General features: G+C 58.2%; 19 protein-coding genes. 7 read left to right on the plus strand and 12 right to left on the minus strand.

The window, feature by feature from the left end; all coding sequences use genetic code 11:
• Positions 1 to 11 precede the first annotated feature (11 nt).
• The 6 genes from ACVWZJ_RS11345 to ACVWZJ_RS11370 all read right to left on the minus strand — a co-directional run bounded on the left by ACVWZJ_RS11345 (position 12) and on the right by ACVWZJ_RS11370 (position 3,778).
• On the minus strand, positions 12 to 701 hold the full coding sequence (locus ACVWZJ_RS11345; protein WP_011432226.1) for a V4R domain-containing protein: 690 nt from the start codon (positions 699 to 701) through the stop codon (positions 12 to 14).
• A gap of 188 nt (positions 702 to 889) precedes the next feature.
• A complete protein-coding gene (locus ACVWZJ_RS11350; RefSeq protein WP_011432225.1) occupies positions 890 to 1,360 on the minus strand; it encodes a globin family protein in 471 nt (156 codons plus the stop codon).
• Between the two features lie 24 nt (positions 1,361 to 1,384).
• Positions 1,385 to 1,978 carry a globin family protein gene (locus tag ACVWZJ_RS11355; protein WP_011432224.1) on the minus strand — a complete coding sequence of 198 codons (594 nt, stop codon included), beginning with the start codon at positions 1,976 to 1,978 and terminating at the stop codon, positions 1,385 to 1,387.
• Between the two features lie 61 nt (positions 1,979 to 2,039).
• Entirely contained in the window at positions 2,040 to 2,321 is a 282-nt protein-coding gene (locus ACVWZJ_RS11360) for a hypothetical protein (protein ID WP_011432223.1), read from the minus strand.
• A gap of 59 nt (positions 2,322 to 2,380) precedes the next feature.
• Positions 2,381 to 3,061, minus strand: a complete 681-nt coding sequence (locus ACVWZJ_RS11365) for a V4R domain-containing protein (protein WP_011432222.1) — start codon at positions 3,059 to 3,061, stop codon at positions 2,381 to 2,383.
• A gap of 231 nt (positions 3,062 to 3,292) precedes the next feature.
• Positions 3,293 to 3,778 (minus strand): 2Fe-2S iron-sulfur cluster-binding protein, encoded by a 486-nt coding sequence (locus ACVWZJ_RS11370; protein ID WP_041436217.1) that lies wholly within the window; start codon positions 3,776 to 3,778, stop codon positions 3,293 to 3,295.
• A gap of 586 nt (positions 3,779 to 4,364) precedes the next feature.
• Between ACVWZJ_RS11370 and ACVWZJ_RS11375 the strand changes: the two genes are divergently transcribed.
• Positions 4,365 to 4,898 carry a phycobilisome rod-core linker polypeptide gene (locus tag ACVWZJ_RS11375; RefSeq protein ID WP_011432219.1) on the plus strand — a complete coding sequence of 178 codons (534 nt, stop codon included), beginning with the start codon at positions 4,365 to 4,367 and terminating at the stop codon, positions 4,896 to 4,898.
• Here ACVWZJ_RS11375 and ACVWZJ_RS11380 read toward each other — a convergent pair.
• Positions 4,895 to 5,905, minus strand: coding sequence for an ABC transporter substrate-binding protein (locus tag ACVWZJ_RS11380; protein WP_011432218.1), 1,011 nt, complete (start codon positions 5,903 to 5,905; stop codon positions 4,895 to 4,897). The two genes, ACVWZJ_RS11375 and ACVWZJ_RS11380, sit on opposite strands and share 4 nt — an antisense overlap.
• A 181-nt stretch (positions 5,906 to 6,086) precedes the next feature.
• Here ACVWZJ_RS11380 and cobA point away from each other — a divergent pair, with 181 nt between their 5' ends.
• The gene (gene cobA / locus ACVWZJ_RS11385; protein WP_457396107.1) at positions 6,087 to 7,643 is read left to right on the plus strand and encodes a uroporphyrinogen-III C-methyltransferase; all 1,557 of its coding nucleotides are present in this window, start codon (positions 6,087 to 6,089) and stop codon (positions 7,641 to 7,643) included.
• 63 nt (positions 7,644 to 7,706) lie between these two features.
• Complete coding sequence (gene menB, locus ACVWZJ_RS11390; protein ID WP_414331889.1) at positions 7,707 to 8,531, plus strand: 1,4-dihydroxy-2-naphthoyl-CoA synthase; 825 nt, start codon at positions 7,707 to 7,709, stop codon at positions 8,529 to 8,531.
• Between the two features lie 14 nt (positions 8,532 to 8,545).
• Here the strand turns inward: menB and ACVWZJ_RS11395 are convergent, their stop codons facing one another.
• Positions 8,546 to 8,812 (minus strand): hypothetical protein, encoded by a 267-nt coding sequence (locus ACVWZJ_RS11395; RefSeq protein WP_414331890.1) that lies wholly within the window; start codon positions 8,810 to 8,812, stop codon positions 8,546 to 8,548.
• Positions 8,813 to 8,877: 65 nt separating this feature from the next.
• On the opposite strand from ACVWZJ_RS11395, the gene ACVWZJ_RS11400 reads away from it, so the two are divergent.
• Entirely contained in the window at positions 8,878 to 10,056 is a 1,179-nt protein-coding gene (locus ACVWZJ_RS11400; RefSeq protein ID WP_457396109.1) for an IS256 family transposase, read from the plus strand.
• A gap of 60 nt (positions 10,057 to 10,116) precedes the next feature.
• Here the strand turns inward: ACVWZJ_RS11400 and ACVWZJ_RS11405 are convergent, their stop codons facing one another.
• From ACVWZJ_RS11405 to ACVWZJ_RS11415, 3 genes are all read right to left on the minus strand, one after another.
• Positions 10,117 to 10,383: a CRISPR-associated endonuclease Cas1 gene (locus ACVWZJ_RS11405; RefSeq protein ID WP_414344071.1), complete on the minus strand. Its 267-nt coding sequence runs from the start codon at positions 10,381 to 10,383 to the stop codon at positions 10,117 to 10,119.
• A 373-nt stretch (positions 10,384 to 10,756) separates the two neighbouring features.
• Positions 10,757 to 11,623: a SpoIID/LytB domain-containing protein gene (locus ACVWZJ_RS11410; protein WP_457396111.1), complete on the minus strand. Its 867-nt coding sequence runs from the start codon at positions 11,621 to 11,623 to the stop codon at positions 10,757 to 10,759.
• Positions 11,624 to 11,757: 134 nt separating this feature from the next.
• Complete coding sequence (locus ACVWZJ_RS11415; protein ID WP_414381229.1) at positions 11,758 to 13,074, minus strand: MFS transporter; 1,317 nt, start codon at positions 13,072 to 13,074, stop codon at positions 11,758 to 11,760.
• 231 nt (positions 13,075 to 13,305) lie between these two features.
• Between ACVWZJ_RS11415 and yidD the strand changes: the two genes are divergently transcribed.
• The gene (gene yidD / locus ACVWZJ_RS11420) at positions 13,306 to 13,602 is read left to right on the plus strand and encodes a membrane protein insertion efficiency factor YidD (RefSeq protein WP_457396113.1); all 297 of its coding nucleotides are present in this window, start codon (positions 13,306 to 13,308) and stop codon (positions 13,600 to 13,602) included.
• A 3-nt stretch (positions 13,603 to 13,605) separates the two neighbouring features.
• Here yidD and ACVWZJ_RS11425 read toward each other — a convergent pair whose 3' ends face one another.
• A complete protein-coding gene (locus tag ACVWZJ_RS11425; RefSeq protein WP_011432209.1) occupies positions 13,606 to 13,989 on the minus strand; it encodes a RidA family protein in 384 nt (127 codons plus the stop codon).
• 183 nt (positions 13,990 to 14,172) lie between these two features.
• Between ACVWZJ_RS11425 and ACVWZJ_RS11430 the strand changes: the two genes are divergently transcribed.
• Positions 14,173 to 14,523 (plus strand): phenylpyruvate tautomerase MIF-related protein, encoded by a 351-nt coding sequence (locus tag ACVWZJ_RS11430; RefSeq protein ID WP_011432208.1) that lies wholly within the window; start codon positions 14,173 to 14,175, stop codon positions 14,521 to 14,523.
• Positions 14,524 to 14,603: 80 nt separating this feature from the next.
• On the plus strand, positions 14,604 to 15,350 hold the full coding sequence (locus ACVWZJ_RS11435; RefSeq protein ID WP_457396115.1) for a TVP38/TMEM64 family protein: 747 nt from the start codon (positions 14,604 to 14,606) through the stop codon (positions 15,348 to 15,350).
• Positions 15,351 to 15,546 lie beyond the last annotated feature (196 nt).

Raw genomic sequence — 15,546 nt, forward strand, 5'->3', positions numbered from 1 at the left:
GGGATCCCTTTCTAGGGACTGGCCGTGAGCCGATCCAAAATCTCGTCGTGGGAGAGGCCCTTGCGCACCCATTCCTCGCAGTGGTGCAGCCGCTGAGCCGTGCCGATGAGGAAGCGGTTGAGATCGGCCCCCAGGGATTCGCAGGTGGTCTGTACGCAGATGAGATCCCGCCCCGAAAGCAAGGAGAAGAGGCTGGCCAGCATTCCCGCCTCCAAATATCCGGCAGGCTCTCGCCGTGCAGAAGGTTCCTCCGGGTTGAAGCTGGCGCGAGCGGCAAGGGCAAACCCGGAATTGCGGATCCCGGCCTGAACCAAGCCGTGGTCAGCAGCGGAAAAGTCCAGCTCCAGGCGTCCCCAACCGTGGGTGGCCCAGAGGTCGCTGAGGGCATCCAGGAAGATCCCCATCGGCAATTCCTGCAGCAGCTGCTGGTAGTAGCCGGAAAGCTCGTCTTCAACACGGCGGAAAAATGCCTCTCCCCAATCGCGGCCACAGTTGTAGAGAATGACGCGGGTGGCTTGGCCAGTTTCATAGCGCAGGCCGGAGTAGAGAGCTTCCAGCAGGGGCATGGGAAAGGCCGCCAAGCGGTATCCTCCGCGGCTGTACAGCAGTCCGGTGTGGATGTCAGGGCGGATGTAGTAGGCAGGGCTAAAGCAGTGCCCAGGCAAGATCTGGTCTTGCAGAATCTCTTGCAGGGAGATCATGGCTATTCTCGCAGTCAGGTGGACAAGAGGGCGGGGATGGATAGATTGGGGAGCGGCTGGAATTTTTGGCGTGAGGGAATGAATGATTAAGGAGTGAGCTGTATAAGCTGTATACAGTAAATCGGGAGAAGGAGGTCGCTATCGGAGGGCGCAGGGAACTTTGGTGAATAGATTGAGGGCGAATGGACCTAGTTAACCAGCATGGATTTGGCCAAAAGCAGATAAGGACGGATCATCTCGCTCTCTTCTGCCCCAAAGATGTAGGTCAGGGAGTCGAGCATTAACTTGTAGGCAGGCTGGCATTGGTCGCGCATCTTGAAGGATTTCAGGATCGTCTCCAGCCAGTAGAGCAATTTATCCCTCAGGTAGTCTTCGTCGTTGAGCAGCATGGCCATGCAGCAGTAGCGCCACACCATGCTCAGATCCCGGCGGCAGCGCTCCCAGGCCAGGTGACCATGCTGGCGGATTAAATTCGGCATCATCGGCTGAAACTTCTCCATCACCCGATCCAGCAGCTCTTGTTCTTTGGCCTGCAGAACCTGGTAAAGGCGAACCCGCTTCGGGATCCCTTCCACGTAGGCGTGTAGAGTTTTCAACTCATCTGGGCGCAGATAGCGGCCCTCACTTTGGTGCATCAGCTCGGCAACCCTTGAATTCATAGATAGAGCCTCCTTCAGTGGGCTTCACACAAACATTTCCGCCAAGGTGAGAGCCCTCTCCGGCGGAACTGTGGGCAGGTCAACCTCGGCCTCAGACCTAGAAGAAGAGGGGGAAGGGAACTGGGCCTGAGAAGTGGCGCAGACAGCTTGTAGCTCTTGCCAGTAGGGGGCAAGCAACCCCTGCTGATCCGCCGGCAGGGATCCCTGAACCACTGCCCGTAGCTGAGCGAGCGCTTGCGGCAACCCTAGGTACTGTTCCATCGCACCAAGAGTTACCTGCTGCACAGGGGTGGGATCCCCTATCAACAGGCTCAGGCCCAGGGAGCGCAAGCAAAAGGCCAATTGACGAGCCAAGAGGCGCTGAGCCGGGGTTAGAGAAGGTTCTGCCCCCTCTCTGGCGGGATTGCTGCTGGGCAACGCTGTCGCGACGGGGGTTGGCCCCTGCTGTTGCAAAACCTTTTGGATCCAGGTCAGCTCCTGCTGTTGTAAGACCTGGTAAAGCTCCAGCCGTTCTTGAAAAGAGAGAGAGTAGCGAATCAGGTCTTGCAGATCGTCGGGTGTTAGGTAACCCCCTTCTCGATCGGCAATGCGCTCCGGCCAAGAGTGAAGGTCATCCATGGGTGAAGTCTCCTTAAAAACAGAGGGCAAAACAAAACCGAGATCCCTGAACAAACCAGAGCTAGAGCAAAGCTCCGCCAAACAAAGCGGCAAAATCCTCAAGAGTAAAGGGATCCTCTGCCGGAAATTCCGGCAGCGGCTCTGAGCGTGGGCAGATGCCCGACCAATTGAAGCCGGCAAAAAACTGTCCCACCGACTGGGCAAAGAGCACGGGGGACTGCGGCGGCAGTTCTTGAGCGGAGGAAGCCTTGGCCGGGGGTCGGTTATCCCAGTTCAACCCCTGCAAAAAGACCGCCAGCGGCTGGGTTAAGTCCAGATCGGTGTCTAAGTTGAAGGTGACCATGGGCGTTTCTCCAAAGTGTCGAGGGATCCCAGAGAGCCTTCAAAAGCCACAAGCAAGCCTCACAACTGGTGCAAACGCTGCTCGATCTCGCGGGCGCTGGCCCCTTCGGTGATCCAAAAATTGGCGGCATCAATGCGTTCTTGCCCGCCCAACAGGAATTTGCAGTAGGTTTCCCCCATGGCGTAGCACTGGATCTCGATGCAGGCCAGCTCGCGGGAAGTCATAGCGGTGAAAAACCCGGCAAATAGCCCGGCATAGAGATGACAAACCGGCTTGCCCACATCCCCAAGGGTGCGAGCCACCATCGAGTCAAACAAGTTGATAAACAGGAAGCCTTTTTGTTTGGATTCGGTTTCCACCTCCCACTTGCCCCAGCCCTGAGCCGTAAAAGGCCACCACCAAGTCTCCAGCAAAAACAAAAGGTTGGACTGTTTTACGCCAATCCCATACTCCCGCTCGTACCACTCGGAGAAGTGCTTGGCATCGCGGATGCCCCAATCTCTGCCAATGGTGTACATCACCGCCGCCGAAGCATCCCCCACTTCCCGTTCCAGGCCTGTTTGCAAGCCCACAATAAAGTCTTCGCTCAACAGCAGATTTTGGGTGTTGTTCCAATCGATAATCGTGCCCTGATCTCGGTTGAAGCGAAAGAAATCGCGGTAACTGTAGTGAGCATGCTTGTCACGGCCCACAGGCATGGTGACTGCAGGACGGGGATCCGGTCGAGATGTGGTGGCCATGGCGCTCTCCTGATAAAAAATGGATAATTCTAGATTGCAAAGCAACAGGATTTGGTGGGATTTGTAGGGATCAACTGGGCCAGACAATGCCAATGAGTCAACAAAATGAATGGCTAAGCATTCGATAAACTTGTCAGCTATCTGAGGGATCCAACATTGTTCAACTCTTGTTTGATTGTTTATAAAACAACACCTGCCGAGCCCAAGGGATCCCTGAACATCGACAATCCATCAAACTTCCCGAGTTTGGGCAAGTGTACTGCCGATGATGCGGAAATCTTCATTTTCTAGCTGCTTAACAGTAGAGCGAGTGATGATCTTGCCCTGCTCCACCAAAACCTTCCCCGTCCGTGGGTGCAGCAGGTCTTGTTCGGCCCGCCGACCGATGAGCACTTCGATATCCCTCAGCGAGTTCACGTACATCCCCGGCGGCAGCTCCACCACCACGCCATCGGAAACCACCCGCGCCTGACAGGCCAGCCGGGAATTGCTGCGGGCGCTGGTAATGGTCTCCAGAGTCTTGGCCTCGCGGGGGGTGATGGGAGTGAGGCTTTCCATTCCCTCTTTGACGTAAACATGACAGGTGGCGCAGAGGCCGCGACCGTTACATTCCCGCGAAACCTGCAGCTCCTCCGACAAAATGGCCGACAGCAGATTGCTGTAGGTATCGACCTCCGAGACACGAGATAAAGGCTCTAGCCGGATTTGTTTAACCATAGACGGGATCCACATTAAGGGCAGACAAAAAACCCCGGCGGGCAAGATCTACTGCAAAAGCAACGCAAACAAATCACAACAATTAACTCCCTTCCCTGCAGTCCTTCTGCAGGTCTACGGCAACACCTGATTTCCCAGTCGATTAAAGTTAAATGTAGGTCACCTCAGATGATGAGTCCCGCACAAGCAACTCTGGGGAAGGCTATATTCTTTACTTTATTTTGGATTTGGATGAGGTCATCTTGGATGAAAATGTCATAATCCTTAACTACGGATAAACACGGAATCTTTTTATCGCCCAGAAAGCCACAAAGTGAAATCACGTAAATCAGAGCCAACGACAATCCTTTTGTAAATATTTATCGCGGATCTACGTCGGTTATTCTATCGTCAAGGTAAATCTCAAGTAGGCTCTTCATAGTCTTTTGTTGGCAGTTTTGTTGCAGAGGGATGTGCTGAAGTCCGCCGTAAAAGCGTATCGAGCCATTTGCTATTCCCTTCATAATTTCTTTAAAGTAGTCCCCCATTTTGTCTGTAAATCGATCTTTTCTGTTTTTGTTGGCTTCGTCGATTGGGAGCTAGGGTTATGGAATCGCGCCAGCGCCGGCAGGATCCGCAAACGTTGCAAAACCTGTTGCGGGCTGCCTACCAACAGCTTTTGGAACGCCAGCCCTACCAGCACGAGAAAACAGGAGAGCTGGAGAAAATCGAGCAGGACTTCTTGCGGGGGCGGATCGGGATTAAGCGCTTGGTTCGCCAGATTGGGGGATCCCGGCTCTACCGGCAACTCTTTTTCAGTGCCGGCTGCAACACCCGCTGTGTAGAGCAGGGCTTCAAGCACTTTTTGGGACGGGCCCCGGCCAGCAAGGAGGAGGTGGCCGCCTACCACGACATTTTGGTGCACCAGGGCTTGCAGGCCATGGTCAATGCCTTTATCGACTCGGAGGAGTACCGCCACCAGTTCGGCAACGACCATCTGCCCCACCCCCGCCAACGGCTGAGCGGCCACCCACCTTTGGCCTACTTGCTGACAAACCAAATGCACCGGCGCCATGAGCTGGGGATGCAGGGATCCCCGCTTTTGCACAGTTTGGCGGCGATGGAAGTGGGGATCCCTTAGGCAGTGGGGCCGGGGAGGAAGTCGAGGGTATAGGCTTGGCCCACATCCAAGTTGGCTTCCACCGTTCCCAGGGCCACCATCTCCTGAAAGTAGGTTTGCCAGCGCTGGTGGGTCATGGCCCCGATCCCCAGCGTGGCGGCATCTCCACTGGTGAGAAGGCCGTAGTCTTTTAGGGCTTGGTGGGCGTAGGCCAGGAGGGCCTCGCTCATGTTGGGGTTGTCTTGGCGGATGAGGCGATTGCCGGGGCGGGGATCCTCTAGGTAGCTCTGCCAGCCCTGGATGGAGGCAGCTACAAATTTTCGCACCTGCTCCGGGTGCTGTTCGGCAAAGGGGCGGGTGGTCTCCAGGGTGGTGGCGTAGGGGGAATAGCCGTAGTCGGCCAGCAGAAAAACGACGGGATCAAAGCCCCCCTCCTGGCGCACGCGGAAGGGCTCGGAGGTCACATAGCCCTGCTGGGCAGAAGACTTGTCCAGCAAGAAGGGCGTGAGGCTGAGGTTGTAGGGGCGCTTCTGCTCGTCGGTAAAGCCAAATTTGGCCCGCAAAAAAGGCCAGTAGGTGAGGTTGGCCCCCGGTGACACCCAGATGGGCTTGCCCCGCAGGTCTTCCAGGCGCTCGATGCCCACCCCTGGATGGGCCAAGAGACACTGGGGATCCTTCTGGAAAAAGGCGGCCACGGTGAGAACAGGGATCCCAGCTTGCAGAGCCGCCAGAGCGTCGGGGCTGCCGCCGAGCACAAAGTCTGCCGCTCCCCCGGCTAGCAGTTGCAGCACGTTAACCGCCGTTCCCCCCATGCGGATTTCCACCTGCAGACCGTAGTCGGCGTAGATGCCGGTGGCCAGGGCTTGGTAAAAGCCGCCGTGTTCGGCCTGGGCGTACCAGTTGGTGACCAGTCGCAAGGGCCGGGATCTGGCCGAAGAGGGGCGGGAGCCCGCTCCTACTGCTAGCAGAGCAGCTCCACTGGCCAAAAAACGCCGCCGCGGCCAAGGCTCTGGAGTTACACCGGACATAGGCAGGGATCCTCAGGCGGCCACGCTTTCAGTATCTCGCAAGTAGACCAGTTTTTCCTCAGGCTGGCCACCCCTTGGAAGAGGAGCTGTTGGGAGGCGTCTTCGATTTATATTTATATTTGCAAAGCAAGCGGGATCCCCTTCTTACAAGGGGCAAGATCGACATTCCAAGGGGTAGGGCATGGGCAAGGTGTATCTAGTGGGGGCAGGGCTGGGCGGGCGGGCGGGCCTGACGCAGGGAGCACTGGAGATCCTACGGCAGGCTGAGGCTATCTGGATCGACGAGCTGGTGGATGAGCGCTTGTTGGCAGAGTTGCCGCCGCAGGCGCAGGTGTGGCGACGCTCTGGGCCAGGAAGCCTCCAGGAGGGCATCCACTGGCTCATCCAGCGCTGCCGAGAAGGCAAACAGGTGGTTCACCTCAAGTCAGGGGATCCCTTGATCTTTGGCCGCGCTCGCGAAGAGATCCAAGCCCTTAGGGAGGCGGGCTGTCCCTTTGAGATTTGGCCGGGGTTGTCGTCGGCCCTGGCTGGCCCCCTCTGGGCAGGGATCCCCCTGACCGATAAGCACTTAAGCCGCGTTTTTGCCGTGCTGACTGCCCACGATCTAGAGGCCTTGCCCTGGAGCGCCCTGGCCCAGTTGGATACTTTGGTGATTTTGATGGGATCCCGGCAGCGACAGCACATTGGCGCACGGCTGATGGAGTCTGGGATCCCGGCAGACCGACCGGTGGCCTTGATCTGGGGGGCGGGGCAAGCAGAGCAGCAGGTGTGGGTGGGCACCTTGGCCGAGCTGCAGCAGGGGGAGAGTCAGGCAAAGTTGCCGGGCCTACTGGTGGTTGGGGAGGTGATCCGGTTGCGGCAGGACTTTTTGCCGGGGATCCCTCCTTTGCCTCCGCCGGCTCCCCTGGCAGGCAAGACGGTGCTGGTTACCCGTTCTGAGGGGCAATCGCCAGCTTTTCGGGAGCTGCTACAGGCCCAGGGAGCGCGGGTGCTGGAAATGCCCACCCTGGTGATCCAGCCGCCCACCTGTTGGGATCCCTTGGATGCCGCCATTGCCCGCCTGGGCCAATTCAACTGGCTGTTGCTGACTTCGGCCAACGGGGTGCAGGCTTTCTTTGAGCGGTTGCACCGGCAAGGTCGGGACAGTCGGGCTCTCCACCCCGTACAAGTGGCGGTGGTGGGATCCAAGACCGCTTCCGTGCTCGCCCAGTACGGCATCCATCCCGATCTCATGCCCCAAGAGTTTGTGGCCGAGGCCCTGCTTCAAGTTTGGCCGGAGCCGATCTCAGGGCAGCGGATTCTCTTTCCCAGAGTGGAGTCGGGAGGCCGGGAGGAGGTGGTACAGGGTTTGCGGCAGCGAGGGGCAGAGGTGGTGGAGGTGGCCGCCTATCAGTCTGCCTGTCCAGCAGCAGCGGATCCCCAGGTCCTGGAAGCTCTTAAAGCCCACCAGGTGGACATCCTCACCTTTGCCAGCTCCAAGACAGTACAGCATTTTGCCCACTTGATCCGGCAGGCAGGGCTAGGCCCTGAGATCTGGGATCCACCCGTGCAGATTGCCGCCATTGGCCCCAAAACCGCCGAAACCTGCAAAGCCGCATTCGGTCGGGTGGATATCGAAGCGCAGGAGTATACTCTGGAAGGATTGGTGGAAGCCCTCATCCAAGCGACCAACCGTTTCACCCAGCCTTTTCAGGCCGTTCGCGGTAGCAGTTCACAGCACCCAAGGGCTCCTCTATAATGAACCCGCCCATGCCGCCCGCGTCAGCCAGCCGGGCATCCCAAGCAGATACACCCAGACACCATGTGGCAGACGGCCAAGCTCTACGAAGACATCCTTTACGAAAAAACGGATGGCATTGCCAAGATCACCATCAACCGTCCCCACAAGCGCAACGCCTTTCGCCCCAAAACTGTTGCCGAGCTGATCGATGCGTTTGCCGATGTGCGAGAGGATCCCAGGATTGGAGTAGTGCTCTTAACAGGCGCCGGGCCCCATACCGATGGGAAGTATGCCTTCTGCGCCGGCGGGGATCAAAGCGTACGGGGCGAGGCCGGTTACCTGGATGAGGCCGGGATCCCTCGTCTCAATGTGCTGGATCTGCAGCGCATCATCCGCTCTTTGCCCAAGGTGGTGATTGCCCTAGTGGCAGGCTACGCCATTGGGGGTGGCCATGTTTTGCATCTCATCTGCGACCTGACCATTGCCGCCGATAATGCCATCTTTGGGCAAACCGGCCCTAGGGTGGGCAGCTTCGATGGGGGCTTTGGGGCCGCCTACCTGGCGCGAGTGGTGGGGCAAAAAAAAGCCCGCGAGATTTGGTTCCTCTGCCGCCAATACACCGCAGCCCAAGCCCTAGAGATGGGTCTGGTCAATGCCGTGGTGCCAGTGGAAGAGCTAGAAGCTGAAGGGATCCGCTGGGCGCAAGAAATTCTCCAGCACAGCCCCTTAGCCATCCGCTGCCTCAAAGCCGCCTTCAACGCCGACTGCGATGGGCAGGTGGGGCTGCAGGAGCTGGCCGGAGATGCGACGTTGCTGTTCTACATGACCGAAGAAGCTGCTGAGGGCAAACGCGCCTTTTTGGAAAAGCGCCCACCTAACTTTCGCCAGTTTCCCTGGCTGCCATAGTTTGTTTGTTTTCATTAATTCCACTTCCCCGAAGGGAAGCGACCTGTAGGGCTGGGCTTTACCTCAAACTCAAGCAGCAGCACCACCTGACGGAAATACCGCTGTCGATATTCCGCCAGGAAATATGCAGCCCGAGGTCTGTCAAAATCAGCGGGTAGCTCCAGCGCTGCTATATCCAACGGTTGCCCCACCAGAGCGTACCCCAGAGATGCAAAGAGACCAGCCACCTCAGCAACCGATCGGATCCCTCGAATGTCTTCCACATCCAGTTGAGTAGCCATTGCCGCACTCCGGTGATCTGTGGCGGTAGTGTCGCGTATTTTGTGGGTTAAGCATGGAGGGCGGAATGGACCGAGAGGAGCTCAAGAGGTTGACCAAGGAGGAGATCAGCCGGCGCATCCGGGAAGGGGTCAAGGCCGTCATTGAGCAGGTGTTGGAAGAAGAGATGACCGAGCACCTGGCTGCGGGTTACCGTGAGCGCACCCCAAGCCGCCGCGGGGAGCGGAACGGCTACTACACCCGGGACCTCATCACGCCGGCGGGCAGGATCGCCCAGCTCCGGGTACCCCGGGACCGGGAGGGGACTTTCCTGACCGAGGTCTTTGAGCGGTACAAGCGGATGACCGGGGAGGTGGAGGAAGCGGTGCTGGAGATGTACCTCCAAGGGGTCTCCACCCGCAAGGTAGCGGCCATCACGGAGGGCGTGTCCCGGGTGCGCATCGGTAAGGACGCGGTCTCCAGGGTAGCCCAGCGCCTGGAGGAGGAGCTCTCCGCCTGGCGGGGCCGGCCTTTGGAGCTGGCCTACCCCTACCTCTACCTGGACGCGGCCTACTTCAAGGTGAACTGGGGCGGGCGGGTGGTGGACCTGGCCCTTCTGGTGGCGGTGGGGGTGAACGAAGAAGGCTACCGGGAAGTGCTGACGGTGGAGCCGGCGGGCGGGGAGAGGAAGGAGGCCTGGAGGAACCTGCTGAAGGGCCTGGTGGAGCGGGGGCTTCATGGGGTGAGGCTGGTCATTTCCGACGACCACCCTTCCATCCGTCAAGCGGTGATGGCGGAGCTTCCTGGGGCCAGCTGGCAGCGGTGCGTGGTGCACTTTATGCGGAACGTTTTAGCTCATGTGCCGCAGTCGGAGCAGGGTGTGGTGGCCGAGGAGCTCCAGGAGGTGTTTGTGGCGCGGCGGCGGGGCACGGCGGAATCTCTGGCCCAGGAGTTCGTTGAGCGCTACCGGGACCGGTTTAAGCGGGCGGTGGAGGTGTTTGCCCAGGGTCTGGGGGAGGCCCTGACCTACCTGGACTTTCCCGGGGTCCACCAGCGGCACATCAAGAGCACGAATGTGCTGGAGCGGCTTATCCGTGAGGTGAAGCGGCGGACCAGGGTGGTTGGGGTCTTCCCCGGCGAGGGGAGCCTGGTGAATCTGGCCACGGTGGTGATGCTGAGGGCCACGGAGGACTGGGCTTTCCGGCGTTACCTGGACATGGGCCCGCTTTGGGCCGCGGAAGAGAAACCCACAAAAATCGCGACTTGACCATGCATGTGGGATCCCCTCAGCGGATGAGGAACGGCAAGTAAACAGGGATCTGATCATTTACAAACTGCTTGTAGGTCTGCACCTGCCGGTTGATGACGGCCCAGCACAGTACCCCATGTGGGAAAGATAGGCGATGGGGATGTTGCGCTCTAGGCAACTCTGGATCAGTTGGGTTGTGACTTGGGCATGGCCAAAGATCAAAATCTGATCCAAGTGGGGCAATTGAGCCTGTTGAAGAACAGCTCCAGCCCGTTTGACAACCAGGCGTTCCTGGTCGAGGCTGAGGTAGCAATCCTGTTGGGACACATAGAGTGTTCTACCCATGAGGCCACTCCCAGAAGCCTAAAATTGAAGCTGAGGTGGGAACAAAACGGGGTCTTCTTCAAGTTAAAAGTCAGGCCCAAAAATGCTGTAAGGGAAGATGCGAATGGCGAAAAAGCAGAGCAGGGTTTCTGGTGTGGGATCCGTTCGTGACGGTGCGCTCCTGATGAAAGATCTGCAAACCCTGAGACACTACGGCATCCTTGGGGATCTGGTGTATCGTTGGGGCTACTATCTCGGCTCTAGCACCATGACCGAAGTGGAGTTCAACGCCGCCCTCAGCGAGGGGATCCCAAAGCCCAAGAGGTCTTTCAGGCCCAAAAGCCGCGGTTCGGTTGACGCAGACGAGACAGAGCAAATCAGGGCACTGAAGGTCTCACTCTGGCAAACGAGCAAAGCTGACCCCTCGGTAGTAGTAGGCCAAAATTTGGCGGTAAGTCCAGCCTCGGCGGGCCAATTCTTGGGCGCCCCACTGGCTCATGCCAATGCCATGCCCAAACTTGGGATAGGGGCTGACATCCGGTAAGCTCCTCAAATAAGGGATCCCACTCACCCCGACGGTTTGGCCGCCGCTGCTGGCGCTGTACATGGCATTGACAAACTGACCCCCATACACCATGACCACACCACGGGTGGCTTGTGTTGCTTCCAGGGCGGCTGCCGACCGCTGGGAAAGCCCTCGGTACACCTGGGAGCGAGTATCGCTAAACACATCAAACCAACCGCGGGAATTGCGATGGTAAAGAACGTAGCTGCGGGCTGCCACCGCTTGCGCCTTCAGGGCTTCTGGGAAGAACCGGGATCCCATTTCTGCATCCACCACACTGGCCACATAGTCTTCTAGATCCACGTAGTTGATGGCCATCACCATGTTGTAGCCAGTCAAGAGCACCTTGCCGGAATACCAGCGGCCATTCACCGCCACCAGGCCACCCTCCTGAGGTTCGATGAACAACGCCGGGTCAACCACTCCATGCAGATGCACCCCTTGAGGGCCGGGCTGAGCCAAAAACCCCTGCATAGGGGGCAACTCCGCCAGCACCTCTCCCCGACCGTTGATCAGGTGGGCAGGGAGAGAAACTCCCACCACCAGAGGGGCAGTAGTATGGGCCAATTGCACTCGCACCGTCACCCCCCAGACAGACTCCACCCATCCCCAGAAGGCACTGACCACCAGGGATCCCATCAGGGCCAGCCAATGCCGCGCTTCCATAGCCCGTGCCCAGAGTTGCTTTTTGTACACCAACTCCAACTTAGGATAGGGCGAGTTTCCAGAAATGGGCCGGTTTGTCTGTAGAAACTGCAGAGGGCTTGAGTCTCAATTCAGGTGTGGATCAGGTGTGGAGCAGGGGGGATCTGATAGAGATATGAGACTATCTATGAACGGGATCCCGTTTCCAGCGGAGCGGGCCGATCCGGCGGCTCCAGAGGGTCGGGTTCTTGCGACCCAAGCCGATTGCGGCCGCCCTCTAGATGGACCGAAGAGCTATCCGGCCCCAGGCCCAAGGCAAAGCGCAGCGAGTCCCCCGGTCGTCCATTGGAGAAGAAGAGAAAAGAACCTAAGGAAGCCAGGGAAAGAAGAGCCGCATAGCCAAACATGGCTCGATAGCCGGATCCCGCTGCTAAGGTGCCCAAAAGGGGCCCCGCCAGGCCAATGCCCAAATCAAACCCGCACATCACCAAGCTAAACAGGCGACCCCGCTCCGCCGGCTCCGAGCGATCGGCCACGAGGGCAGAGATGAGAGGGATCAAAGTACCAAAACCGCAACCCACCACGATCCCAGCAGCCAGAAAAGCGCCGGTGCTGTTGGCAACAATCAGGATCCCCATTGCCAAGGCATAGGTGGCCAAGCTGAGGGAGATAAATGGCCCCCGCCCATAGCGATCGGAAGCGCGACCGGTGAGCAGGCGCACTCCAAAGCTGGCAAAGGCCACTGCCGTATAAAAAAGACCTGGATTCAGGGGAGCTCCGGCTTCTTGGATTAACAAGGCCACAAAGGTGGTCTGGGTGCCGAAGGCCAACCCCACCAAAAACATCACCCAAGCGAGGGAGCGCACCTTTGGGCTGCCCAGAAAGCTCCAGAAGGCCCCATCCATCGGCAGGGATCCCCAATGCTCACGCCGCTGTTCTCGAACCAGTTGGGTACAAAGAAAGCCCACCAACCCCAGCAGAGCAGAGAAGAGAAACGAAGGGCCATAGCCGGCAAACTCCTGCAAAAAGCCGCCCAAAGCAGGGCCAATGGCTGCGCCGATCGGATTGACCAAACTCATGTAGCCCAGGATCTCACCCCGTTTTTCTTCTGGGGCAAAATCCACCACCAAAGTCACATAGGCCGTGGCAAAAGCGGCGATGCTAACCCCATGAAAGGCTCGCACCAGCGCTACCCATGGGATCCAATCGGAGAGCCAGTATCCTATGGGGGCCATCCCCACCACCCCCATGCCGATAAGCAGCACGATCTGCCGGCTGTGGCCATCCGCCAGGCGACCCAACGCAGGGCGAAAGGCCAGCAACCCAATCGAAAAGGCCCCCATTACCCAGCCCACTTGCTGGCTGGTGCCACCGGCATCTCTGACGTAGAGAGGCAACGTGGGCAGCAGCGAGGATAAACTGGCCCAAAAGAGCAGCCCAGCCACAAACAAAATGCCCAAGTTGCGCCGCTGTGCCGGCTGCAGCTGCCCGAATACCCTCACGCCAACTCCTTATGCAAAATGGAACTCAAAGCGTTCTCCCAGAACCGCGCCCTAGGATAAGCCCACCTTCGCCGGATCCCTCAGCCCGAAATATTTAAGTGCTAACCTTTCTGATTGTAACCGTATGGTCTGGGGCTGGGAACCGGCCCTGCTCGCCTTTGCAGGCGCCTCCAGTCTGGGATAACAGCTAACCTCAAGTTACCTAGAGATGCGCTTTTTGGACTCCGACCCATGCCTGAACGATCGGATCCCCTCACTCGCAGCTTGATTGCCCTGATCCGGGGTTACCAGGTGGGTATTTCTCCTTGGCTGCCGCCTGCTTGTCGCTACTACCCCACCTGCTCCCAGTACACCTTGGAAGCGGTGCGGCGCTACGGTGCCCTACGTGGGGGTTGGCTGGGGCTCCGTCGCCTCTGTCGCTGTCATCCCTGGCACCCAGGGGGCTACGATCCAGTTCCCGATTTGCCGGGATCCGCGCCGACCCAGAAACCCTCCCCCCAGCCGGGCTCCCACTCTAGAGACACCTAGCACTTAGGTCGATTGTGGGTAGCAGGCCACAACCTCGATTTCTACTCGGGCATTGAGGGGCAGGCGAGCCACCTGCACGCAAGAGCGGGCCGGAGCCGGATCGGTGGCAAAAAACTCTCGATAAACCTCGTTCATGGCCGCAAAGTCCTCCATATCGGCCAGGAAAACCGTTGTCTTCACCACATTGGCGAGAGTGGTGCCCCCCGCTTCCAGCACTGCCTGCACGTTCAGCAACGCCTGCCGAGTTTGAGAAACAATGTCCTCCCCCACCAGTTTGCCGGTTTTGGGATCCAGGCCCACCTGTCCGGCGGTGAACAGAAACGGCCCCAGAGCAGTAACGCCCTGGCTGTAAGGGCCGACAGGAGCGGGGGCAGCCTCAGTTTGCACAGCACAAGGGCCTGGCCCGATTTGGCCCTGCTGGTGGCCGATCTCTGGCTTGGCCGGCTTCGTCTGCTCCATAGAGGTTTGCCCAACTCTGTCGCTACGCTACCACAGGTGGATTGCCGAAGAGCGGGGCTGAGAATGCCAAGATGAATTTCAAGATGAATTTGTTGATAGGGAGAGGGATCCATGCCTTTGATCAAGCTGCAAACGTCTGTGCAACCAGAAATCGCCGCAGTAGAGGAACTGCTTAAGGTGCTGTCTGCTGCTCTATCGGAACAGTTGGGCAAGTCGGAAGCCTACGTGATGACCGCCTTTGAGGGTGGGATCCCGATGACCTTTGCCGGCAGTGGGGATCCCTGTTGTTACCTAGAAATCAAGAGTATCGGGCAATTTTCCGCCCAACAAACCCGAGCCATGAGCGAGTTTTTTTGCGGCACCATCGAGGCCCGATTGGGGATCCCCAAGAAGAGGATTTACATTGAGTTCAGCGATGCCAAAGGCTATCTTTGGGGATGGAACGGCACGACTTTCGGGTAAAGATACTTCCCCCACTCCAAGAGCTGTCTACTCTGGCTTGCCCTAGCTCGCCTCACAAGAACTTTGTAGGAGTTTAGCCAATGGAAGAGCTACCTCAACTCAACACAAATCCCCAAAAGCAGCGGATTTTGCTTAAGCTTGCTACCGGCTTGGGCTTGGCCATTTTTATCTTTTGGGCAGCCCATCGATTGGGATTTTTTGGAGTTATTCAAGACTGGCTCGCCGAAGCTCTGGCTTGGATTGAAAGCTTGGGGTTGCTGGGGCCGATCCTCTTCATTGCCATTTACATTGTAGCGACGGTGCTGCTTCTACCAGCCTCGGTGCTGACCTTGGGGGCAGGGGCCGTGTTCGGGTTGCTGGCCGGAACTGTGTACGTGCTGATCGGGGCAACCATTGGAGCCAACTTGGCCTTTTTCATCGGGCGCTACTTGGCGCGGGAACAGGTGGTGAAATGGATTGAGGGAAACGCCAAGTTTGCGGCCATCGACCGAGCAGTGGGACGTGAGGGATGGAAAATAGTCGGCCTGATTCGGCTGTCGCCTGCGTTTCCCTTCAATGTGCTCAACTACGCCCTAGGGCTGACCCAAATTTCTTTTCTGGATAACTTGCTGGGCACCGCTGGAATCGTGCCGGGCACTTTTATGTATGTGTACATCGGCTCATTGGCGGGATCCCTGGCCGACATGGAAGGCGCGGAGTTGGATCCTCAGGCTCAAACCGCCCAATGGGTCGTTCGCCTCGTGGGGCTCATCGCCACCATAGCCGCTACCGTCTACGTCACTCGCATTGCCCGCAAAGCCCTACAAGAAGCGGTGGAGCCTGTTTAGGGGATTTAAGTTGGGTCGAAGATTCAGCGTGTGGAAGGCACCGGGTTGAGAACGCTCACCGTTGGGCAGAGGCTTAGCCGACAGCTTGACAGAGGGTTTCCTGCCTGATACATTTACGCTGAACACTGCTGAACATCACTGTTCAACTATGCAGCGATAGCATTCTGTTTGTTTCCATTCGCGTTAGCGGGACGGA

The sequence above is a fragment of the Thermostichus sp. OS-CIW-29 genome (genome assembly GCF_054058195.1).